18 protein-coding genes are annotated in these 23,354 nt (G+C 53.9%); all 18 read left to right on the plus strand.

The annotated features are described in order from the left end of the window. Window positions 1-64 precede the first annotated feature (64 nt). The 18 genes from serC (at window position 65) to ACP7EW_RS13290 (ending at window position 23,295) form a co-directional block, all read left to right on the plus strand. Window positions 65-1,150, plus strand: a complete 1,086-nt coding sequence (serC, locus tag ACP7EW_RS13205) for a 3-phosphoserine/phosphohydroxythreonine transaminase (protein WP_028619470.1) — start codon at window positions 65-67, stop codon at window positions 1,148-1,150. Then, window positions 1,150-2,244, plus strand: a complete 1,095-nt coding sequence (gene pheA, locus ACP7EW_RS13210) for a prephenate dehydratase (protein WP_003172650.1) — start codon at window positions 1,150-1,152, stop codon at window positions 2,242-2,244. Before serC ends, pheA begins: the two co-directional genes overlap by 1 nt. Window positions 2,245-2,253: 9 nt before the next feature. Beyond that, entirely contained in the window at window positions 2,254-3,366 is a 1,113-nt protein-coding gene (gene hisC, locus ACP7EW_RS13215) for a histidinol-phosphate transaminase (protein WP_061435764.1), read from the plus strand. 28 nt (window positions 3,367-3,394) lie between these two features. Continuing rightward, the gene (locus tag ACP7EW_RS13220) at window positions 3,395-5,605 is read left to right on the plus strand and encodes a bifunctional prephenate dehydrogenase/3-phosphoshikimate 1-carboxyvinyltransferase (RefSeq protein ID WP_426218061.1); all 2,211 of its coding nucleotides are present in this window, start codon (window positions 3,395-3,397) and stop codon (window positions 5,603-5,605) included. Beyond that, window positions 5,602-6,291: a (d)CMP kinase gene (gene cmk / locus ACP7EW_RS13225; protein WP_003172653.1), complete on the plus strand. Its 690-nt coding sequence runs from the start codon at window positions 5,602-5,604 to the stop codon at window positions 6,289-6,291. Before ACP7EW_RS13220 ends, cmk begins: the two co-directional genes overlap by 4 nt. A gap of 120 nt (window positions 6,292-6,411) precedes the next feature. Continuing rightward, window positions 6,412-8,103: a 30S ribosomal protein S1 gene (gene rpsA, locus ACP7EW_RS13230; RefSeq protein WP_012722933.1), complete on the plus strand. Its 1,692-nt coding sequence runs from the start codon at window positions 6,412-6,414 to the stop codon at window positions 8,101-8,103. Window positions 8,104-8,265: 162 nt separating this feature from the next. Continuing rightward, complete coding sequence (locus ACP7EW_RS13235; protein ID WP_426217492.1) at window positions 8,266-8,550, plus strand: hypothetical protein; 285 nt, start codon at window positions 8,266-8,268, stop codon at window positions 8,548-8,550. A 132-nt stretch (window positions 8,551-8,682) separates the two neighbouring features. Next, window positions 8,683-8,979: an integration host factor subunit beta gene (gene ihfB, locus ACP7EW_RS13240; protein ID WP_003218804.1), complete on the plus strand. Its 297-nt coding sequence runs from the start codon at window positions 8,683-8,685 to the stop codon at window positions 8,977-8,979. Between the two features lie 1,269 nt (window positions 8,980-10,248). Further along, complete coding sequence (wbpA, locus tag ACP7EW_RS13245) at window positions 10,249-11,562, plus strand: UDP-N-acetyl-D-glucosamine 6-dehydrogenase (protein ID WP_426217494.1); 1,314 nt, start codon at window positions 10,249-10,251, stop codon at window positions 11,560-11,562. An 81-nt stretch (window positions 11,563-11,643) separates the two neighbouring features. Continuing rightward, entirely contained in the window at window positions 11,644-12,594 is a 951-nt protein-coding gene (locus tag ACP7EW_RS13250; protein WP_426217496.1) for a Gfo/Idh/MocA family protein, read from the plus strand. Window positions 12,595-12,661: 67 nt separating this feature from the next. Continuing rightward, entirely contained in the window at window positions 12,662-14,545 is a 1,884-nt protein-coding gene (locus ACP7EW_RS13255) for an acyltransferase family protein (RefSeq protein WP_426217498.1), read from the plus strand. A gap of 161 nt (window positions 14,546-14,706) precedes the next feature. After that, a complete protein-coding gene (locus ACP7EW_RS13260) occupies window positions 14,707-15,324 on the plus strand; it encodes an acetyltransferase (RefSeq protein ID WP_426217500.1) in 618 nt (205 codons plus the stop codon). A gap of 55 nt (window positions 15,325-15,379) precedes the next feature. Next, window positions 15,380-16,558, plus strand: coding sequence for a DegT/DnrJ/EryC1/StrS family aminotransferase (locus ACP7EW_RS13265; protein WP_426217502.1), 1,179 nt, complete (start codon window positions 15,380-15,382; stop codon window positions 16,556-16,558). Between the two features lie 126 nt (window positions 16,559-16,684). Next, complete coding sequence (locus ACP7EW_RS13270; RefSeq protein ID WP_426218063.1) at window positions 16,685-18,679, plus strand: polysaccharide biosynthesis protein; 1,995 nt, start codon at window positions 16,685-16,687, stop codon at window positions 18,677-18,679. A 108-nt stretch (window positions 18,680-18,787) separates the two neighbouring features. Further along, complete coding sequence (locus ACP7EW_RS13275) at window positions 18,788-19,888, plus strand: glycosyltransferase family 4 protein (protein WP_426217504.1); 1,101 nt, start codon at window positions 18,788-18,790, stop codon at window positions 19,886-19,888. A gap of 13 nt (window positions 19,889-19,901) precedes the next feature. Next, window positions 19,902-20,966 (plus strand): non-hydrolyzing UDP-N-acetylglucosamine 2-epimerase, encoded by a 1,065-nt coding sequence (gene wecB / locus ACP7EW_RS13280; protein ID WP_426217506.1) that lies wholly within the window; start codon window positions 19,902-19,904, stop codon window positions 20,964-20,966. 655 nt (window positions 20,967-21,621) lie between these two features. Next, window positions 21,622-22,203, plus strand: coding sequence for an acyltransferase (locus ACP7EW_RS13285; RefSeq protein ID WP_426217508.1), 582 nt, complete (start codon window positions 21,622-21,624; stop codon window positions 22,201-22,203). Then, entirely contained in the window at window positions 22,204-23,295 is a 1,092-nt protein-coding gene (locus ACP7EW_RS13290) for a DegT/DnrJ/EryC1/StrS family aminotransferase (RefSeq protein ID WP_426217510.1), read from the plus strand. It begins immediately after the preceding gene. Window positions 23,296-23,354 lie beyond the last annotated feature (59 nt).

Below are 23,354 nucleotides of genomic sequence, written 5' to 3' on the forward strand. Positions count from 1 at the left end.
CCTTCTGAAAGTATTGAAACACCTGTTTATTGCACCACCCCACCAGATCAGAGTGAGATTGGATGTGAGCAAGAGAGCCTATAACTTCTGTGCCGGTCCCGCGGCGCTTCCTGAAGCAGTCCTGCAGCGTGCGCAGGGTGAACTCCTCGACTGGCATGGAAAAGGCCTCTCCGTGATGGAAATGAGCCATCGCAGCGATGAGTTCGTGTCCATCGCCACCAAGGCCGAGCAGGACCTGCGCGACTTGCTGGACATTCCATCCAACTACAAAGTGCTGTTCCTGCAGGGCGGCGCCAGCCAGCAGTTCGCCCAGATCCCGCTGAACCTGTTGCCGGAAGACGGCACGGCTGACTATATCGACACGGGCATCTGGGGCCAGAAGGCCATTGAAGAGGCCTCTCGTTACGGTCACGTCAATGTCGCGGGTACCGCCAAGCCGTACGACTACTTCGCCATTCCCGGTCAGAACGAGTGGAAGCTGTCGAAGGACGCTGCCTACGTGCACTACGTTGCGAACGAAACCATCGGCGGCCTGGAGTTTGACTGGGTGCCGGAAGTCGGTGACGTGCCGCTGGTGTGCGACATGTCCTCGGACATCCTTTCGCGTCCTATCGATGTGTCCAAGTACGGCATGATCTACGCCGGTGCGCAGAAGAACATCGGCCCGAGCGGCATTCTGGTCAACATCATCCGCGAAGACTTGCTCGGTCGCGCCCGTTCGCTGTGCCCGACCATGCTCAACTACAAGGTCGCGGCCGATAACGGCTCGATGTACAACACGCCGCCGGCGTTTGCCTGGTACCTCTCCGGCCTGGTGTTCGAATGGCTTAAAGAGCAGGGCGGTGTGGCCGCCATGGGCAAGCTCAACGAAGAGAAGAAGCGCACCCTGTACGACTTCATCGACGCCAGCGGCTTGTACAGCAACCCGATCAACCTGACTGACCGCTCGTGGATGAACGTGCCGTTCCGCCTGGCTGACGATCGTCTGGACAAGCCATTCCTGGCCGGTGCCGACGAGCGCGGCCTTCTCAACCTCAAGGGTCACCGCTCGGTGGGTGGCATGCGCGCCTCCATCTACAACGCCGTCGACATCCACGCGATCAACGCGTTGGTTGCCTACATGGCAGAGTTCGAAAAGGAACACGGCTAATGTCTGAGCAAGAACTCAAGGCGCTGCGCGTACGCATTGACAGCCTGGACGAGAAAGTCCTGGAGCTGATCAGTGAGCGTGCGCGGTGCGCCCAGGAAGTGGCACGGGTGAAGATGGCGTCCCTGGCCGAAGGCGAAGTGCCGGTGTTCTACCGGCCCGAGCGTGAAGCCCAGGTGCTCAAGCGCGTGATGGAGCGCAACAAAGGCCCACTGGGCAACGAAGAGATGGCGCGGTTGTTCCGTGAAATCATGTCTTCGTGCCTGGCCCTGGAACAGCCGCTGAAAGTGGCTTACCTCGGCCCGGAAGGTACTTTCACCCAGGCGGCGGCCATGAAGCACTTCGGCCACGCGGTGATCAGCAAGCCAATGGCGGCGATCGACGAAGTGTTCCGCGAAGTGGCGGCCGGTGCGGTGAATTTTGGCGTGGTGCCGGTGGAAAACTCCACCGAAGGCGCGGTCAACCACACGCTGGACAGCTTCCTTGAGCACGACATGGTGATCTGCGGCGAAGTCGAGTTGCGCATCCACCACCACCTGTTGGTGGGCGAGAACACCAAGACCGACAGCATCAGCCGTATCTACTCCCACGCCCAGTCCCTGGCCCAGTGCCGCAAGTGGCTGGACGCGCACTACCCGAACGTCGAGCGCGTGGCGGTCTCCAGCAATGCCGAGGCGGCCAAGCGCGTCAAGGGTGAGTGGAACTCGGCGGCCATCGCCGGTGATATGGCAGCGGGCCTGTATGGCCTGACGCGTCTGGCCGAGAAAATCGAGGACCGCCCGGACAACTCCACGCGCTTCCTGATGATCGGCAGCCAGGAAGTGCCGCCAACGGGCGACGACAAGACGTCCATCATCGTCTCCATGAGCAACAAGCCCGGCGCGCTGCATGAGCTGCTGGTGCCGTTCCACGATAACGGGATTGACCTGACGCGCATCGAGACTCGTCCTTCGCGCAGCGGTAAATGGACTTACGTGTTCTTTATCGACTTCATCGGCCACCACCGCGACCCACTGGTCAAAGGTGTGCTGGAGAAAATCAGTCAGGAAGCCGTGGCACTCAAGGTGCTGGGCTCTTACCCGAAAGCGGTTCTGTGAGGCTTTAACATGAGTGGCAACTTCCTCGCCCTGGCGCAGCCGGGCGTGCAACAACTGTCGCCTTACGTTCCGGGCAAACCTGTGGACGAGTTGGCGCGTGAGTTGAACCTGGATCCGGCGAACATCGTCAAGCTGGCCAGTAACGAAAACCCGCTGGGCCCGAGCCCAAAAGTGTTGGCGGCGATTCGTGAAGAACTGGCTGAGCTGACCCGCTACCCCGATGGCAACGGCTTTGCCCTGAAGTCACTGCTGGCGGAAAAATGCCGGGTCGAGCTGAACCAGGTCACCCTGGGCAACGGTTCCAACGACATTCTTGAGCTGGTTGGCCGTGCGTATCTGGCGCCGGGCTTGAATGCGGTGTTCAGCGAGCACGCGTTTGCGGTCTATCCGATCGTGACCCAGGCGGTCGGCGCTGATGCGCGCGTTGTTCCTGCGAAGGATTGGGGTCACGACTTGCCGGCCATGCTGGCGGCCATCGATGCCCAGACCCGCGTAGTGTTTATTGCCAACCCGAACAACCCGACCGGCACCTGGTTCGACGCGCAAGCGCTGAACGACTTCCTGCAAGACGTGCCGGAACATGTGCTGGTCGTGCTGGACGAGGCCTACATCGAATACGCCGAAGGCAGTGATTTGCCGAACGGCCTGGATTTCCTGGCGGCGTACCCGAACCTGCTGGTTTCACGTACGTTCTCCAAGGCTTATGGCCTGGCGTCGCTGCGGGTCGGCTATGGCCTGTCCACTGCCGTGGTGGCCGATGTGCTGAACCGTGTGCGCCAGCCGTTCAACGTCAACAGTCTCGCCCTGGCGGCGGCCTGCGCGGCGGTGAAGGATGCCGAGTACCTGGAAGAAGGTCGTCGTATCAACGAAAGCGGCATGCTGCAACTGCAGGAAGGCTTCCGTGAGCTGGGCCTGGGCTGGATTCCGTCCAAGGGCAACTTCATTTGTGTCGACCTCGGCCAGGTGGCTGCGCCGGTGTTCCAGGGCCTGTTGCGCGAAGGCGTGATCGTGCGTCCGACCGCCAACTACGGCATGCCGAACCACCTGCGCATCACCATCGGCCTGCCGGCAGAAAACGCCCGCTTCCTGGAGGCGCTGGCCAAGGTTCTGGCCCGTGGTTGATGTCACTGCATTGCAACCTGCTGTGCCTATGATCGGTCGCCTGGTGGTGGTCGGTCTGGGGTTGATCGGCGGCTCCTTCGCCAAAGGCCTGCGTGAAAGCGGGCTGTGTGGCGAAGTGGTCGGTGTGGACCTGGACCCGCAATCGCGCAAGCTGGCGGTTGAGTTGGGGGTGGTGGATCGTTGTGAGGCGGACCTGGCGCTCGCGTGCCAGGGCGCTGACGTGATCCAGCTGGCCGTCCCGATCCTGGCCATGGAGAAATTGCTCGCCGTGTTGGCGGGCATGGACCTGGGCCAGGCGATCCTGACAGACGTCGGCAGTGCCAAAGGCAATGTGGTGCGCGCGGCGCAACTGGCCTTTGGTGGTATGCCGGCGCGCTTCGTACCGGGGCATCCGATTGCTGGCTCCGAGCAGAGTGGGGTAGAGGCGTCCAATGCGCAGCTGTTCCGTCGCCATAAAGTCATCCTGACGCCGCTTGCGCAAACCGATCCGGCTGCGTTGGCGGTGGTGGATCGTTTGTGGCGTGAACTGGGCGCGGATGTCGAACATATGCAGGTCGAGCGCCATGACGAAGTGCTGGCCGCGACCAGTCATCTGCCGCACTTGCTCGCATTTGGCCTGGTGGACTCCCTGGCCAAGCGCAACGAGAACCTCGAGATTTTCCGCTACGCCGCCGGTGGCTTCCGTGATTTCACGCGGATTGCCGGCAGCGACCCGGTGATGTGGCACGACATCTTCCTCGCCAATCGCGAAGCGGTGTTGCGCACCCTGGACACCTTCCGCAGCGACCTCGACGCCTTGCGCGACGCGGTTGATGCTGGAGATGGCCATCAATTATTGGGCGTGTTCACCCGTGCGCGGGTGGCGCGTGAGCATTTCAGCAAGATCCTGGCGCGCCGGGCCTACATGGAAACCGCTGTGAACGCTGATGAGTTGACCTTCCTCGCCGAACCGGGTGGCCGCTTGAGCGGAAGCATTCGGGTGCCGGGCGATAAGTCGATCTCCCATCGTTCGATCATGCTGGGTTCGTTGGCTGAGGGTGTGACTGAGGTCGAAGGTTTCCTTGAAGGCGAAGATGCCCTGGCGACCTTGCAGGCGTTTCGCGACATGGGCGTGGTGATTGAAGGCCCGCACCATGGGCGCGTGACCATTCATGGCGTGGGGCTGCATGGCCTGAAGCCGGCGCCGGGGCCGATTTACCTGGGTAACTCCGGTACTTCCATGCGTTTGCTGTCCGGTTTGCTGGCAGCGCAGAGCTTTGACAGTGTGCTGACCGGCGATGCGTCCTTGTCCAAGCGCCCGATGAGTCGTGTAGCCAAGCCGCTGCGGGAAATGGGCGCGGTGATCGAAACGGGACCGGAAGGGCGTCCGCCGCTGACCATTCGGGGTGGCCAGTCGTTGAAAGGCCTGGCTTATGCAATGCCGATGGCCAGTGCCCAGGTCAAGTCCTGCCTGTTGTTGGCTGGGTTGTACGCTGAAGGTAAAACCGCGGTGACCGAGCCTGCGCCGACCCGTGACCACACCGAGCGCATGTTGCGTGGCTTTGGTTATCCGGTGGTGGTGGAGGGCGCGACGGCGTCGGTGGAGTCCGGTCATGCGCTGACGGCTGCCCATATAGAAGTGCCGGGGGATATTTCCTCTTCAGCGTTTTTCCTGGTAGCGGCTTCTATTGCTGAAGGTTCTGAGCTGCTGCTTGAGCATGTGGGCGTTAATCCCACGCGCACCGGCGTGATCGATATCCTGCGACTGATGGGGGCGGATATCACCCTGGAAAACCAGCGTGAGGTAGGTGGTGAGCCTGTCGCGGATCTGCGCGTACGCGCGGCACCGCTGAAGGGTATCGAGATTCCCGAAGCACTGGTGCCGTTGGCGATCGATGAATTCCCGGTGTTGTTCGTCGCGGCGGCCTGTGCTGAAGGGCGAACGGTGTTGCGTGGCGCTTCAGAGCTGCGCGTGAAAGAGTCCGACCGTATCCAGGTCATGGCCGATGGTCTGCTGGCGTTGGGCGTGAAGTGTGAACCGACCCCTGATGGGATTATCATTGAGGGTGGCCCGATGGGCGGTGGTGAGGTGCATGCCCATGGCGATCACCGCATTGCCATGGCGTTCAGCGTGGCTTCCCTACGGGCGGCGGCGCCGATTCGTATCCGTGACTGCGCCAATGTTGCTACGTCTTTTCCGAATTTTCTTACACTGTGTGCCCACGTCGGCATCCGTGTTGCCCAAGAGGCTCAATTGTGAATATCAAAGCACCGGTGATTACCATCGACGGGCCAAGCGGCTCGGGCAAAGGCACGATCGCCGGCATCCTGGCCAAGCGCCTGGGCTGGTGCCTGCTGGATTCCGGCGCGCTATACCGTCTGCTGGCATTCGCCGCACGCAACCATGGCGTCGACCTGACCAACGAAGAATCCCTGAAGCTGCTGGCCGCACACCTTGATGTGCAGTTTGTCGGCGCGACGGAAGGTCATCCCCAGCGCATCATCCTCGAAGGGGACGATGTGACGGATGACCTGCGCAACGAACAGGTCGGCTCCTGGGCTTCCCAGGTTGCCGCGTTGCCGGCCGTGCGTGATGCGCTGCTGCAGCGCCAGCGGGCTTTTCAGGAGCCGCCGGGTCTGGTGGCCGATGGTCGTGATATGGGCACCGTGGTGTTTCCCGAGGCGCCTCTGAAGATTTTCCTGACCGCCAGCGCCGAGGAGCGAGCTCGTCGCCGCTACTTGCAGTTGAAGGGCAAAGTCGATGGTGTTAGTCTGTCGAGTCTGCTAGATGAGATCCGTGCACGCGATGAGCGTGATACCCAGCGCGCAGTAGCCCCGCTCAAGCCGGCGGCTGATGCCATACAGCTGGATTCCACGGAGTTGTCCATCGAGCAGGTGCTGGAACGCATCTTGAGTGAAATCGCCATTCGCGATATCGCCGGGTGATCAAGAAGGCCGCAGGGGACCAGTCATAGTCCTGCGGTGGCTTCTTTTAACTGAAACTGACCCACACCGTCTGGGGTGTGGAGATGGGCGTATTCTTCGCCCTTATCAACAGGAATTAAAATGAGCGAAAGCTTTGCGGAACTCTTTGAAGAAAGCCTAAAAACCCTGAACCTTCAGGCAGGCTCCATCATCACCGGTGTTATCGTTGATATCGATTACCAAGCTCGCTGGGTAACCGTTCACGCTGGTCTGAAGTCTGAAGCTCTGATCCCGCTGGAACAGTTCTACAACGATGCTGGTGATCTGACAATCAATGTCGGTGACGAAGTTCACGTTGCTCTGGACTCGGTTGAAGACGGTTTCGGTGAAACCAAGCTGTCCCGTGAAAAAGCCAAGCGCGCTGAATGCTGGATTGTTCTCGAAGCAGCCTTCGCAGCTGAAGAAGTGGTCAAGGGCGTTATCAACGGTAAGGTTAAAGGCGGCTTCACTGTCGACGTTAACGGCATCCGTGCGTTCCTGCCAGGTTCTTTGGTCGACGTTCGTCCTGTGCGCGACACCACGCACCTGGAAGGCAAAGAACTCGAATTCAAGGTCATCAAACTCGACCAGAAGCGCAACAACGTTGTCGTTTCCCGTCGCAGCGTCCTGGAAGCAGAGAACTCCGCCGAGCGTGAAGCTCTGCTGGAATCCCTGCAGGAAGGCCAACAAGTCAAAGGTATCGTCAAAAACCTCACCGACTACGGCGCATTCGTCGACCTGGGTGGCGTGGATGGCCTGCTGCACATTACCGACATGGCTTGGAAGCGTATCAAGCATCCTTCCGAAATCGTCAATGTTGGCGACGAGATCGATGTCAAGGTTCTGAAATACGATCGCGAGCGCAACCGTGTTTCCCTGGGCCTGAAGCAACTGGGTGAAGATCCATGGGTTGCTATCAAAGCCCGTTACCCAGAAAGCACTCGCGTTACCGCGCGTGTTACCAACCTGACCGACTACGGCTGCTTCGCTGAGCTGGAAGAAGGCGTGGAAGGCCTGGTACACGTTTCCGAAATGGACTGGACCAACAAAAACATCCACCCTTCGAAAGTCGTACAAGTCGGCGACGAAGTGGAAGTTATGGTTCTGGACATCGACGAAGAGCGTCGTCGTATCTCCCTGGGCATCAAGCAGTGCAAATCTAACCCATGGGAAGATTTCTCTGGCCAGTTCAACAAGGGCGATAAAATCTCCGGCACCATCAAGTCGATCACCGATTTCGGTATCTTCATTGGTCTGGATGGCGGCATCGACGGCCTGGTTCACCTGTCCGACATCTCCTGGAACGAAGTGGGCGAAGAAGCTGTTCGTCGTTTCAAGAAGGGCGACGAGCTGGACACCGTTATCCTGTCGGTTGACCCAGAGCGCGAGCGCATCTCCCTGGGTATCAAGCAACTGGAAAGCGACCCGTTCTCTGAATACGTTCAGGACAACGACAAAGGCGCAATCGTTAAAGGCATCGTGAAAGAAGTTGACGCTAAAGGCGCCATCATCACTCTGGCCGACGATATCGAAGCGACTCTGAAAGCCTCCGAAATCAGCCGTGACCGCGTTGAAGACGCGCGCAACGTTCTGAAAGAAGGCCAGGAAGTAGAAGCCAAGATCATCAGCGTTGACCGCAAGAGCCGTGTAATCCAGCTCTCCATCAAGTCGAAAGACGATGCTGAAGAGAAAGAAGCCATCCAAAGCTTGAAAGACAAGCCTTCGGATAGCATCGCTGCTGGTCCTACCACTCTGGGTGACCTGTTGCGTGCACAAATGGAAAAACAGAACTAAGTTCTGTCAGACCATAGAAAAAGGGCGACTTCGGTCGCCCTTTTTTGTGCCTGAAATTCGTTGAATCAACAACCGAGAACCAAGGCGTACAGCTCAGTGTCAGAAGTGACTATAGTCTTAAGAAAAAAGCGCTCTAGTGTTGTAGCTTCAATAAGGATTTGAATGAACAGGCTTATCGTAATACTCGCCGTGGTAGTGCTTGCAGGCTGCTCCGCCACCAGCGCCAAGACCCACGCCAAACGCGGCGTGAGCGGCATCGAGATCGATTGCTCAGGGCTGGGCAACAACTGGCAGAAGTGCGAAAAGCGCGCTGCCCGAGAGTGCAAGATGCAAGGCTATAAGGTCATCACCAAGTCCAGTGACGCCAAGGATGAGGAGGGTGACTACCTGTTCGGCTGGAACCCCGCCGGCGCAGTAACGCGGACGATGCTGGTGATCTGCAATTGAGCGTATAGCGCGTGCGATACGGGCGTTTATTCAACCAGCAGATAAGTTTATGCATGGGCTGTTCAAATTCATCAAGTCATGCTAAAACCTTCGAAGCGCTTTTCCTAGCTGCTTGAAAAAGAAGGGAAAAATATGACGAAGTCGGAGTTGATCGAACGAATTGTCACCCATCAAGGGCTGCTCTCATCCAAAGATGTCGAGCTGGCTATCAAGACCATGCTTGAGCAAATGTCCCAGTGCTTAGCGACTGGGGACCGGATTGAGATCCGGGGGTTTGGGAGTTTTTCGCTGCACTATCGTGCGCCGCGGGTAGGGCGGAATCCTAAGACTGGTCAGTCGGTGAGCCTGGATGGGAAGTTTGTGCCTCATTTCAAGCCGGGGAAGGAGTTGCGGGATCGGGTGAATGAGGATGAGGAAGAGGGCGTCTGAGCATTTGATAGGGGGGGAGATATGCGCGGGATTAAGCGTGTTTTTGCGATATTGGCAGTGCTGGTCACTGGCTTGATAGTGTTGGCATTCATACTTGAAAACCAGCAGAAGGCTACGCTTTCATTGTTGGGTTGGTCTACATCACAAGTGCCGGTTTCGGTATTTTTAGTGTTGGCGTTGATCGTTGGTATGCTCGTGGGGCCCGTACTGGTTCTGTTGTTTTGCCGAAAAGGGCATAAGAAGTCATTCCCGTCCACGAGTCAGTGACCTGGGATAGGGGCCAGGTGGTCCTTGTCTGTCGCGTCCTTTGCCGGTCACAATCAGTTGCCTGGTAACGGGTGCATGGTCGGTGTAATCGCTGCTGACGAATAAGCCCTCTGCGAGCATGGCCAGCGATCTAAAAAGTAAACCTACTTTCGCTTTGCTTTCTGCAAGGCACGTAGGCGCTATAAGCGTTACCCGCCAGCTATTCAAATTTTGCGGCGTGGATGAGTGAAGGCAGCTGTAATCCTATTATCGCTGTTGGCTATCTCGTATGCGCTATGTTCATGGCGTAGCGAGAGCTGCTATTTTTAAATATAAAAATCCATAAAGAAATATGCATCATGTGCTCGAGGGGTGATCTTCTTAGCAGTTACTAATGCATCTTTGGTGATTCTGTACCATTAAGAGAGTGGCGCACTTCCTTAGTCGTAAGTAATTATTTCATATATAAAACTGTATCGAAGTTTATAGGTTGTGTTCGGCTATACACATAATGAGTATGGTTCTTACGTTTGGTCGGGAGGGGGACAATCTTTGAAAGTATCGAAAATTGCGATAGGCCTGGCTGCTGGCTCACGCCTATGCCTTCCAGAGGGAGGCGTGAGGGGCCGTCGCGTATGATGCTGCATACAAGATCCGCCTCTCCACCAGATAACATCATTGCCAGACGCCGAAGCGAATTAGGGCAGGCTTTGCCATGATGGCAGGGGGGAGGGCGCCAGCGAGTGGTGTCGTCGAGGTATCTATCATGGTAGTCGACCCTATTGCCGGAATCTTTATGCGGATTTTGGGGCGAAGCTATGATTTAATTCGTGCCATGTCTGATACGAAGCGACTGCTTTCGGAAAGCTACCCTTGGCGCCTCATGCCCGATGATTGTCCATGCGCGACTGGGACAGCTGAGTATCCGGTCGCCGCCAGGCGGTAAGCCGAGTGAGGGAGGTCGTCATTTGAAGGGCCACAAGCTGACTTTCAAATTTATATAGTTTAATTGGAGCGTTACTGATGCACCTGCAGAAGCTGGCCAGTGTTACCAAGTTCAAAAATAAGGAAGCGTTGATCGGGATTGTTGGTCTTGGGTATGTCGGTCTGCCTTTAATGCTTCGTTACAATGCGATTGGTTTTCGCGTGCTCGGCATAGATATCGATGTGGAGAAGGTCGACGACCTTAACGCCGGCAAGAGTTATATCGAACATATCGCTTCCTCCAAAATCGCTGCCGCCCGTAATTCGGGGTTTGAAGCAACAGTTGATTTCGCCCGCGTTGCTGAGTGTGACGCATTGATCTTGTGCGTACCCACGCCGTTGAACAAGTATCGCGAACCTGACATGAGCTACGTCATCAACACCACTGATGCGATCAAGCCTTACCTGCGTGCTGGTCAAATCGTATCTCTGGAAAGTACTACCTATCCAGGTACGACGGTTGAAGAGCTGCTCCCGCGCGTCCAGGAAGGTGGCCTCGTAGTGGGCGAGGATATTTTTCTGGTTTATTCGCCCGAGCGTGAAGACCCGGGGAATCCTGATTTCGAAACCCGTACCATCCCGAAAATTATCGGGGGCGACACAGCTGCGTGCCTGGAGGTGGGGACCGCCCTTTACGAGCAGGCGATTGATCAGGTCGTTCCTGTCAGCTCCACCAAAGCAGCAGAAATGACCAAGCTGCTGGAAAACATCCATCGCGCCGTCAACATCGGTCTGGTCAACGAGATGAAAGTCGTTGCCGACCGCATGGGGATCGACATTTTTGAAGTTGTGGATGCCGCAGCCACCAAGCCGTTTGGCTTTACCGCTTATTATCCAGGCCCTGGCCTGGGCGGCCACTGCATTCCGATCGATCCGTTTTATCTGACCTGGAAGGCCCGTGAGTATGGGTTGCACACTCGCTTCATCGAGCTTTCTGGTGAGGTTAACCAGGCAATGCCTGAGTACGTGGTCAGTAAGCTTGCGGATGGCCTCAATGAACGTGGCAAGCCGCTCAAGGGCAGCAAAGTGCTGGTGCTCGGTATCGCCTACAAGAAAAATGTCGATGACATGCGTGAGTCGCCATCGGTAGAAATCATGGAGATGCTCCAGGCTAAAGGCTGCACAATTGCTTACAGCGATCCACATGTTCCTGTGTTCCCCAAGATGCGCGAACACCATTTCGATCTCAAGAGCGTGGAGCTGAATTCCGAGAGCCTGGCAGCATTCGATGCGGTCGTGTTGGCAACTGATCACGAGAAGTTCGACTACGAGCTCATCAAGGCGTCCGCCCAACTGATCGTGGATAGCCGCGGTAAGTACCGTGTAGCGGCGCCGCATATTGTGAAGGCTTGATAGGCCCTCCTGATTGATACGCCCTCCCAGCCCCCCGCCAAGGGTGCGCTGTGAGTCTTCGAATGTTTAAGGAAAGACTCCATGAAAAATTTTGCTCTTATCGGTGCTGCCGGGTATATCGCGCCGCGCCACATGCGCGCGATCAAAGACACTGGCAATGTCCTGGTTTCAGCTTATGACATCAATGACTCAGTCGGTATCATCGACAGCCTGTCCCCAAACAGTGAATTCTTTACCGAGTTTGAGCGTTTTCAAGAGCACGCATTTCGATTGAAGCGGGATCCGGGTACAGCGCTTGATTATGTAGCTATTTGCTCGCCAAATTATTTACATCACGCCCATATTGTTGCTGGTTTACGACTTGGCTGTGATGTTATTTGCGAAAAGCCGCTTGTACCGACTACTGAAATACTGGATGAACTCGCACGCGTCGAGGTGGAAACCGGTAAGCGTGTGTTTAATATCCTGCAGCTTCGACACCATCAGGCGATCCTTGATTTAAAATCGAAAGTTGCCCGTGAGCAAAAAGCGGGTAAGTACGACGTTGAGCTTACCTACATGACGTCTCGTGGCAAGTGGTACATGGAAAGCTGGAAGGGAGATCCGCGCAAGTCATTTGGCGTGGCGACCAACATCGGTGTTCACTTTTTTGACATGTTGCACTTTGTTTTTGGAAAACTTGAACGAAATGTCGTGCACTTTGTTAGTGAATACAAAGCAGCGGGCTACTTGGAATACGAAAAGGCAAAAGTACGCTGGTTCTTGACGATTGACGCGAATGATTTGCCGGCCGCCGTTAAAGGCAAAAAGTCGACCTACCGCTCCATCACGGTAGATGGTGAAGAGCTGGAGTTCTCGGAAGGTTTCACCGATCTTCATACCACCAGCTATCAGGAAATATTGGCCGGTCGTGGCTATGGCATCGAAGACGCACGCCATTGCGTGCAGACAGTGGAGACGATTCGTGCTTCCACAGTGGTAGTTCCTGCAGACGGCGAAGGCCATCCGGTACTGTCTGAGTTATTAAAATAATATCTACCAGGTGGATGACTGTTGCAGTCATCCGCTTCTATTCCTGTTGAGAAGTTGAGCAAGCTTAGTGAGCCTGATTGGAACAAGAGATGCGGCTGGTTTCGTTGCTGAAGAGGGTCGCTCTGAAGCGAAGCTGAAATTCCGCGGTGATGTGCAGGGGCTGCGAGCTATTGCAGTCTTGGCGGTAATGATCTTTCATGCACAAAGCAGCTGGCTCCCTGCTGGCTTTATTGGCGTGGATATTTTTTTTGTAATTTCCGGGTTTTTGATTTCTTCAATCATTATTGAGCGTGAAAAAGATTTCAGTTGGAGCGGTTTCTACTGGAATCGCATCAAGCGGATCGTTCCAGTCTATATTGTCATGCTTGCGGTTGTGAGCTGCGTTTCTTCGATTTTTTTTGTGCTTAGTGATTTTTCCTACTTTAAAAAATCGTTGTTTTCGGCATTTTTCTTTGTAAGCAATCAATATTTTTCTAACTTTGGCAGCTACTTTGCCCCAGGTGCACATGAGCTTCCTCTACTGCATACATGGTTGTTGGCCATTGAAATGCAGTTCTATATTTTCTTGCCAGCGCTGATTTTGTGGACTCCACGCAGGTGGTTGGGTCTATTAGTGGGTGGGATGTGCGTTGTTTTTTTTATGTACGCCGAGTGGCGCCTGAGTCTTCCTGACAATTCAAAGCATGTTTATTTCTCGCTCGTTGCCAGGGTGCCTGAATTCCTGGTTGGCGTTTTTATCGCGGTCGCAGGCATAGGGAACCGTTGGTCATCTCGAGTGGCCTCTTTGGTTTCGGTTGCGGGTTTGTTCTTGCTCGGTCTGTGTTTCATGTACACGGACGAAAAACATTTCCCGGGGTTGGCGGCTTTCTTGCCGTGCTTGGCAACGGGCATGTTGATTGCGGCCAAAGGCAGCATCGTCAGCCAGATTATCTCCTCGCGCGGTTTTGTGTGGCTGGGGACTCTCTCCTACTCGCTTTACCTGTGGCACTGGCCAGTCTTGGCGTTCATGCGTTATTACCTTGGTCATGATGAATTGTCGGGTACTTGGCTGCTCAGTTTTTTGGTGATCACGTACGCGCTTTCATGGATGTCCTACCGCTGGGTGGAGGAGCCTGCGCGGCGTGGACGTGGGATGTGGGGGCCGGCTTTAGGGGGAGGTATCATTACTGTCGCCGCACTCGTTTACATTTTGAGCCCGCGGCTTAATGCCTCCGTGGAAGCAACCTTGCCTGCAGAGATGACCCGTTACGCACCCGACGTCGAAATATGTCACGGGCAGATCGTGGGCACCTGTGTGCGGGGTGATCTTGCCGAGCCGCCGACCGTGCTTGTTCTTGGGGACAGTCACGCGGCACAATTAAACGAGTTCTTTGATGTCGCGGTCGAAAAAGACAAGTTTTCTGCGAGAGTCATTACGGGAAGCAGTTGCGTACCGATTCCGGGTTTTGATGTAGAGCGTTTGCCCGAGTTTGCCGAGGCAGCATGTCGATCCCAGATCTCCGCACTAGCGCCTTATGTGGACCAAGCACGCGTTATCGTAGTGGCCGCGATGTGGCAATGGCAGGTCCCAAGCCCGGCATTCATGACGGCTTTCTCGAATTTTCTAGAGCAGACAACCAAACGCAATGTGCGAGTCATTGTTCTGGCCCAAGTGCCGATGTTTGATGTGAGTCTACTTCGAGTACGACGTTTTGAAACGCTCGGCTTGCCCTCGAACGTCAGTGAAGACAAGGATTGGCGGCAGGCAAATGCCAAAGTCGCAGCTGTTGTCAGCCAGTATAAGGGCGCTGAGTTCATAGATTTATCGGGCAGCGAATTTTTTTCAGACGCTCCTTTTCTTCAAGGCCAACTGATTTACATGGATAATAGTCATCTGAATGAAATAGGAGCCCGCGCTTACGGTATGTTTGCGGCTCCAATTCTTAAGACATTATTAGCCCCCCCGCTCTGAATGGACTATCAGGTATCGCTTATGTTTTCTGATCGTGATTTTCCACTAATGGAATACGCGCCGAGAAAGGCGAAGGGTGTTATTTGCAGCCGTACCGTCGTTGCCAGTTGTGCCTCATTGGACGACGACGTCACGCCTTTAAATGGCCCAGGAGCAGCGCTTTGAAACGGCTTGCCATTTTAGGCGCTGGTGGTCACGGGAAGGTAGTGGCCGATACTGCCGAGTCTTGTGGTTGGCAGTGCGTAGAGTTCTTTGGAGATGAGTGGCCGGCACGCACGATGAATGGTCACTGGCCCATCTCAGGAAATACGGCATCGCTGCTAAGTCGGGTTGGAGAATTTGACGGGGTCATAGTTGCGATCGGCAGTAACAGTGTGCGCCGTTGCAAAGTCGAAGAACTGGAGACGGCGGGTGCGCAGTTGGTTACGTTAGTGCATCCTTCAGCAGTTATCAGTCCGCGCGCAGTGATTGGTACAGGGTCAGTGGTTTTCGCCGGGGTCGTGGTAAGCGTGGATGCGAGGATTGGCCGAGGGGCTATCCTTAATACGGGATGCAGTGTTGATCATGACTGTCATTTAGGGAGCTTTACTCATATAAGTCCCGGCGCCAGACTGGCCGGAGGCGTCCAGGTGGGTGATCTAAGCTGGGTTGGTATTGGCGCCAGCGTGAAACAATCAATACGGATTGGCCAAGAAGTTGTCGTCGGCGCTGGCTCGGTAGTCGTGAGCGACATCGCCGATTCACTCACCGTGGTCGGGGTGCCTGCAAAGGCGTTGTAGATGGGGGCGCACGTACAGCGTCTTAATTTTTTCGGAACTCGATAGGTACTGCGTTGTGCTGAATACTCCTTTCTCTCCTTGGCCTTCTTTTACCGTCGAGGAGGCTGACGCCGTACGAAATGTGATCCTCTCGAATAAAGTCAATTATTGGACAGGCACCGAGTGCCGGGAATTCGAGAAAGAGTTTGCCGCCTGGGTCGGCACCAAGCACGCAATCGCACTGGCCAACGGTACTGTAGCGCTGGATTTGGCACTGCATGCCCTAGGCATTACTGCGGGGGATGAAGTCATTGTTACGTCGCGGACGTTCCTGGCTTCGGTATCCAGCATCGTAAACGCCGGTGCTATCCCCGTGTTCGCGGATGTGGACCCCGACTCCCAGAACATTACAGCCCAGACCATTGAGGCCGTACTCACTTCTCGTACGCGCGCGATCATTTGCGTGCACCTGGCCGGCTGGCCGTGCGACATGGATCCGATCATGGCGCTGTCTCAAAACCATGATCTCAAGGTTATTGAGGACTGTGCCCAGGCCCATGGCGCAACTTATAAAGGTCGTGCTGTCGGCTCAATCGGCGACATTGGAGCATGGTCCTTCTGCCAAGACAAAATCATGACCACTGGGGGCGAGGGTGGCATGGTCACAACCAATGACCGTAAACTCTGGCTGGCAATGTGGGCGTTCAAGGATCACGGGAAGAGCTGGGAGGCCGTCTATGAGCGCGAGCATCCCCCAGGTTTTCGCTGGCTGCATGAAGGGTTCGGGACGAACTGGCGCATGTTGGAGGTTCAAGGCGTCGTGGGGCGAATCCAGCTACGACGAATGCCCGTGTGGCGCGATAGCCGCGTAGCCAATTCACGGCGCATCTGGGACTGTGCCTCAGGTTTGAAAGGCGTGCGAGTGCCGGTTGTACCGTCGGATTACGTACATGGCGCCTATAAATGTTATGTTTTTATCGACCCAGAACAACTTCGCCCCGACTGGAGCCGTGATCGTATCCTGTCGGAAATTGCTGCTCTTGGCGTACCCTGTTTCTCTGGATCATGTTCAGAGGTGTACCTTGAGAAAGCGTTTGATGGCACAGGTTGGCGTCCTGCTGAGCGTCTACCTGTTGCGAAGGTGTTAGGCGAAACGAGTTTGATGTTTTTGGTCCACCCCACGCTAAGTGAGGCGGAAATAGACAAGACCTGCACTGTATTGAAGAAGGTGATCGAGACCGCGACAGGCGGCTGAGTCTTATTACTCTTAATGAGCGGCGTTCTCGGTTTCAGGTCGAAGGCACACAAGGGTGCGTTTTCTATTAATACGTACCGCTAATGATGTAGGTTGCAGGAGCAGCAAAAGGTGTTCGAAGGGGTTATGGGGAGATTAAGAACGGTGCTGCTGGCGTTACCACGCCATCAGAAGCGTCTGATTCAGGTGGCTACAGACGTCTTGCTGGTCTGGATAGCGCTCTGGATGTCGTTCGTGGTGCGGTTGGGTATTGACGATGTGGCCAACCCTCTCATCTTGCATCCCTGGTTGTTTTTCAGCGCTCCATTGGTCGCTATTCCGCTGTTTATCAAATTCGGGATGTACCGAGCAGTCATGCGTTACTTCGGTAACGATGCTCTGATTGCGATCATCAAAGCAGTGAGCCTTTCCTCGTTAATTCTGGGAATTGTTGTTTACTGGTATGGCAATCACCAGAGTGTGGTGCCACGTTCCATAATTTTCAATTACTGGTGGCTAAGTCTCATCATGATTGGCGGGTTAAGGCTCGCCATGCGGCAGTACTTTCTCGGCGATTGGTTCGAAGCATCACAGCATGTGCCCTTTACCAATCGTGAAGATGGCCTTCCCCGTGTAGCCATCTATGGCGCCGGCGCTGCTGGAAACCAATTGGTTGCCGCACTGCGTATGGGGAGACTGATGCGTCCAGTCGCTTTTATCGATGATGACCTCGGTATTTCTGACCGTGTTATTTCCGGTTTGATGGTTTATAAGCCGAAGAATATCCAGCGGATGATAGATTTGACTGGCGCGCAAGAGATCCTCCTGGCCATTCCGTCATCGAACCGAGCGCGTCGGCGAGAGATCCTGGGTTTTCTTGAGGGGTTTCCACTCCATGTGCGAAGCGTTCCAGGTTTCATGGACCTTGCAAGTGGGCGAGTGAAGGTCGACGACATTCAAGAAGTTGATATTGCCGACCTATTAGGGCGAGACGCAGTACCTGCTCAAAGTGAGCTGCTTGAGCGCTGTATCAAGGGCAAAAGTGTGATGGTAACCGGCGCGGGGGGATCCATTGGATCCGAGCTGTGCCGCCAGATATTGTCGCTGCAGCCAACCACGTTGATGTTGTTCGATCATAGTGAATTTAACCTCTACACCATACTCTCTGAACTCGAACGGCGTGTAAGCCATGAGTCTCTGACGGTCAGGCTCTTGCCTATACTTGGTTCTGTGCGTAACCAGGGTAAGCTTCTGGACGTTATGAAAGCTTGGCGGATAGATACTGTATATCACGCGGCGGCTTATAAGCATGTGCCCATGGTCGAGCATAATATAGCTGAAGGCGTATTGAACAACGTAATGGGTACACTCAATACCGCTCAAGCAGCACTGCAATCCGGCGTCTCCAACTTTGTACTGATATCTACCGATAAAGCGGTTCGGCCAACAAATGTAATGGGAAGTACCAAGCGGCTGGCTGAGTTAACCCTTCAGGCGCTCAGCCATGAGCTCGCACCCGTATTGTTCGGTGAGAAATCGAACATTTCCCGTGTAAATAAAACACGATTTACCATGGTCCGTTTCGGCAACGTTTTGGGGTCCTCTGGTTCGGTTATTCCATTATTCCATCGGCAAATAAAGTCCGGTGGGCCGCTGACTGTTACCCATCCGAAAATCACTCGGTATTTCATGACGATTCCCGAGGCGGCGCAGTTGGTGATTCAGGCTGGATCCATGGGACAGGGGGGGGATGTATTTGTCCTTGATATGGGCGAGCCTGTCAGGATTGTAGAGTTAGCCGAAAAGATGATTCACCTTTCAGGCCTGAGTGTACGGTCTGAAAAAAATCTTCATGGGGATATTGCTATTGAATTTACCGGTTTACGCCCCGGAGAAAAATTGTATGAAGAACTGCTGATCGGCGATAACGTTGTTGCGACCCAACATCCGATGATCATGAGTGCCAATGAAGATCATCTCGATTGGGAGGTGCTGAAGTCCAAGCTCGCCGACCTTATCGCGGCTGTAGAACAAGATGACTACACGCGGGTACGACAGCTTCTGCGTGATACAGTGAGTGGTTACGCTCCGGATGGTGAGATAGTTGATTGGATCTACCAGCAGCGTCGCCTCGAACCCTAGGAGCGCGGCACTGCATATGTCCGTTTTGTGGCGGACGGTTCTTGGCTGTCTATGCACGGAATCACAGTTTAAAACTCAAGTAAATTACTAAAATTACCTGGAGGTAATTTGTTAAAAGTAGCTCATGTGACCTCGGCGCATCCTAGACAGGACATACGCATTTTTCGAAAAGAATGCAGGACGCTGGCAGAGCACGGATATGACGTCTCCTTGATAGTGGCAGATGGCAAGGGAGATGAGTGCGTAGATGGTGTGAGTATCGTTGATGCGGGGCTACTTCCAGGGCGTTTGAATCGTATATTTCGTACTACCCGGTATGTCTTTGAAAAAGCGTTGAAAATAAATGCCGATATTTATCATCTGCATGATCCAGAGTTGCTGCCGATTGGCTTGAAGTTGAAGAAACAGGGCAAAATTGTCATTTTTGACTCTCATGAGGATGTACCTAGACAGTTACTCAGTAAGCCTTATCTTCATCCTTTGTTTCGTCGCTTAATATCAGCCGTTTTCTCTGTGTATGAGCGTTATGTGTGTTCGAGGCTTGATGGTATTGTCACGGCGACGCCATTTATTCGTGATAAATTTCTAGCAATGAATTCGGTCGTTCTCGACGTCAATAACTACCCGATGATTGGCGAACTAGATGCTGAAGTTCCTTGGGAGAATAAGCAGAATGAAGTGTGCTACGTGGGAGGAATCGCCTCTATTCGAGGAATAAGCGAAGTCATCCAATCCTTGTCGTTGATAAAAAGCCCCGTGCGCCTGAACCTGGTAGGTGAGTTTTCCGAGAGTGCCGTTGAAACAGAAGTCAAGCAGCTGGCTGGCTGGACATCGGTCAACGCGTGCGGACAGTTAGACAGGGCGGAGGTGCGCGAAGTGCTCGGGCGCTCAATAGCGGGCCTGGTGACATTTCATCCGCTTCCGAATCACGTAGATGCCCAACCAAATAAAATGTTTGAATACATGTCGTCCGGAATACCGGTCATTGCATCAAATTTTCCGCTATGGCGGGACCTTATAGAAGGTAGTGACTGCGGAGTGTGTGTCGACCCGCTAAATCCGCAGTCTATCGCTGAAGGAATTGATTTCCTCATCAATAATCCTGAGCGGGCAAAGCAGATGGGTTGTAATGGCCAGCATGCGGTTTATACTCGTTATAACTGGGATGTCGAAAGCAAAAAGTTGATTGAGTTTTACAAAAAATTCTAGCGTGGGGTTACATTTGAAGATTTTTACTATTATTGGTGCACGTCCCCAATTTATTAAGGCCAGCGTGGTGTCCATGGCTATCGCGCAGCGTCCAGAGTTGGAAGAAGTTATAGTGCACACGGGTCAGCATTTTGACTCGAATATGTCGGATATCTTTTTTGAGCAGTTGGGTATCCCACGACCTGACTACCAATTGGATATTCATGGAGGTTCGCACGGTGAGATGACCGGGCGAATGATGATCCAAATCGAGCAGGCTATGATTAAGGAAAAGCCTGATCGGGTCTTGGTCTATGGCGATACCAATTCGACTCTGGCAGGTGCCCTGGTTGCTGCAAAACTTCATGTTCCTGTTGCACATATTGAGGCTGGATTACGCAGTTACAATATGCGCATGCCCGAAGAAATAAATAGAATTGTTACTGATCAAGTAAGCGACATACTTTTTTGCCCAACACAGACGGCTGTCGACAATTTAGAGCGTGAAGGCTTCTCCAGCAAGCCAGTCCAAGTGTTGAATGTAGGTGATGTGATGCAGGACAGCGCGTTGTTTTTTGCGAAGCGTGCCAGTTCGCCAAAAAACTTCACGCTGGGCAGCGGCTTTGTGCTCGCGACCTTGCACAGGGCAGAAAACACGGATGATATTGAAAGACTCAGAGCAATTGTCTCCGCGTTGAATGCTGTGCATCGGACCATCGCGCCGGTGGTGATGCCGCTGCACCCACGCACACGAGCCGCCATTCAAAAGGCCAGTTTGACGCTGGAAGTGGCTGTGATTGATCCCGTCGGCTACCTGGAAATGATCTGGCTGCTTCAGCGAGCGGGTTTGGTACTCACCGACAGTGGTGGAGTACAAAAGGAAGCGTTTTTCTTCAATAAAGCCTGCGTCACTGTTCGTGATGAAACGGAGTGGGTCGAGCTCGTTGACTCAGGCGCCAACCTGTTGGTGAGCGCGACTGAGAAAACCATAGTCGACGCTGTTTCCGTTCATTTGAACAGGGTCGTTAGCGATAGCGGCCAGCTGTATGGTGGTGGAACGGCAGCCGTTAAAATCGCGGAGTACCTTGCCAGGCCTTGAGAGTTGGCTTTGCCTCGAAGGCGCAGTGCTGATTTCCCTCCGACTCTTTGCTGATTGACGTCTGAGCATTTTTGCCGCGCTAGACGTCTCGCAACCTCGTTAACCGTTACCTGTGTATGAAGTTGGTTAAGCGCCATCAGGTTTTTGAATGGAAGGGGGCTTCTGAGCCGTACCCACATTTTCCATGAGGCCGTGAATCCTGTACCTTAGGCGTATTATTGTCTACTCGGTGACGTGTTTTGCAAGGTCGCCGTAGGTCGTGCCTTCTCCGATACCCACTTGAGGGCGCACGGTGGAAGGCATGGCGCAACAGGAACTCATGGGGATGAGCTACTTCTTGATTTTGGTATCCACAACGAGAGCAGGCTTTCTGAAACCCGGTGCTTGGCATCGGTGGCGGACCTTCTGCGAGCCTCATCAGCGAGCCCCCCAAAGCTTCTTGTCGCCCGTGACGACTGATACTTTTCAACTTCTGCTTTTTAGTCTTCTATTTTCTCGGTGCTGCTCAAGCCTTGCTCCGCGCCAGGCATTTCCGGCGGTTAGATCCCTTTGCTCTGCAACCGAAGGATAAATGCCGAATGTTGAGTTTAATGGCGAATACTAAAGGGCTGTACTGATTTTTTGTATGATTGACGACTAATTATTGAGTAAAACAATGGAATACAACGCTCATCCAAGTGCAATTATAGATGATGGTGCCAAAATCGGCCGCGGCTCGCGTGTTTGGCATTTTGTGCATGTCTGTTCTGGGGCTGTTATCGGGCAGAACGTATCGCTGGGGCAAAATGTATTTGTTGGCAATAGCGTGATTATTGGCAACGAATGCAAGATTCAGAATAACGTTTCCGTATATGACAACGTCACCTTGGAAGATGGTGTTTTTTGCGGCCCCAGCATGGTGTTCACGAACGTCTATAATCCGCGTTCGTTTGTTGAGCGTAAGAATGAATACCGTAATACGCTTGTTAAAAAAGGCGCAACGCTGGGCGCAAACTGCACGATTGTTTGTGGTGTGACAATTGGTGAGTTCGCCTTTATCGGTGCGGGTGCTGTAGTTAATAAGGATGTACCGGCGTATGCGCTGATGGTGGGTGTTCCCGCACAACAAATCGGCTGGATGAGTGAGTACGGAGAACGGCTTGATCTTCCGTTGACCGGTGACGCAGTCGCTCGCTGTCAGCACACCCACGTTACCTATGTGCTGTCTGATAATCAATTAAGGCAAGTGGAAATCTAAATGATTGAATTCATTGACTTGAAGTCTCAGCAAGCACGGATCAAAGACAAGATCGACGCGGGTATTCAAAGGGTACTAGCGCATGGTCAATATATACTCGGCCCAGAAGTTGCCGAGCTTGAGGGCAAGCTCGCCGAGTTTGTAGGTGCAAAGTTTTGCATCACCTGTGCGAACGGAACAGATGCTCTGCAGATTGCGTTGATGGCCTTGGGCGTTGGCCATGGTGACGAAGTTATCATTCCTGGATTTACGTATATTGCTACCGCCGAGACCACAGCATTACTTGGTGCCAAACCGATCTACATAGATGTTGATGCCAAGACTTATAATCTTGATCCTACATTGCTCGAAGCTGCGATCAGTCCTCGTACAAAGGCGATTATACCGGTTTCTCTTTATGGTCAATGTGCGGATTTTGATGAGATCAACAAAATTGCGGGGAAGTATGGTATCCCGGTAATCGAGGATGCAGCGCAAAGTTTTGGTGCAGTGTATAAAGGGCGGCGCTCCTGCAACTTGAGTACCATTGCATGTACCAGCTTCTTTCCAAGCAAGCCATTGGGCTGTTATGGGGATGGTGGTGCGCTGTTTACGAATGATGAAAACCTTGCGCTGATCGTCAGGCAAATATCCAGGCATGGTCAAGATAGACGCTATCACCACGTCCGTGTGGGAGTTAATAGTCGACTTGATACGTTACAAGCTGCCATCTTGCTTCCAAAACTCGAGATTTTCGCGGAAGAGCTTGCGATGCGCGACCGCGTTGCAAAAAAATACGACGAGTTGTTCGCATCCGCAGGAGCATTGGTGACGCCTTACGTAGAACCGTTCAATAGCAGCGCCTGGGCGCAATATACATTGCGCGTTGAGGCGCGTGATGAGTTGCAGCAGAAGTTCAAAGAGGCGAGCATCCCCACAGCTATTCACTACCCAATTCCACTCAACAAGCAACCTGCAGTGGCTGACCATAATGCGAAACTACCCGTGGGTGATCGCATTGCGGAGCAAGTTATAAGTCTGCCTATGGGACCTTACTTGAGTCCTGAAGATCAAGAGAGAATTGTCGAGGTGTCTGCTGGCTGGGCCTTATGAAAGTAAAGCGCGGTGTTCGCGTATGAGCTTTTTTCGGTAAAGTTGAGTGGAAACAATGG

Origin of the sequence: Pseudomonas sp. DWRC2-2, from assembly GCF_049897885.1 — a bacterium.
GTDB classification, from domain to species: Bacteria; Pseudomonadota; Gammaproteobacteria; order Pseudomonadales; family Pseudomonadaceae; genus Aquipseudomonas; species Aquipseudomonas azotoformans_A.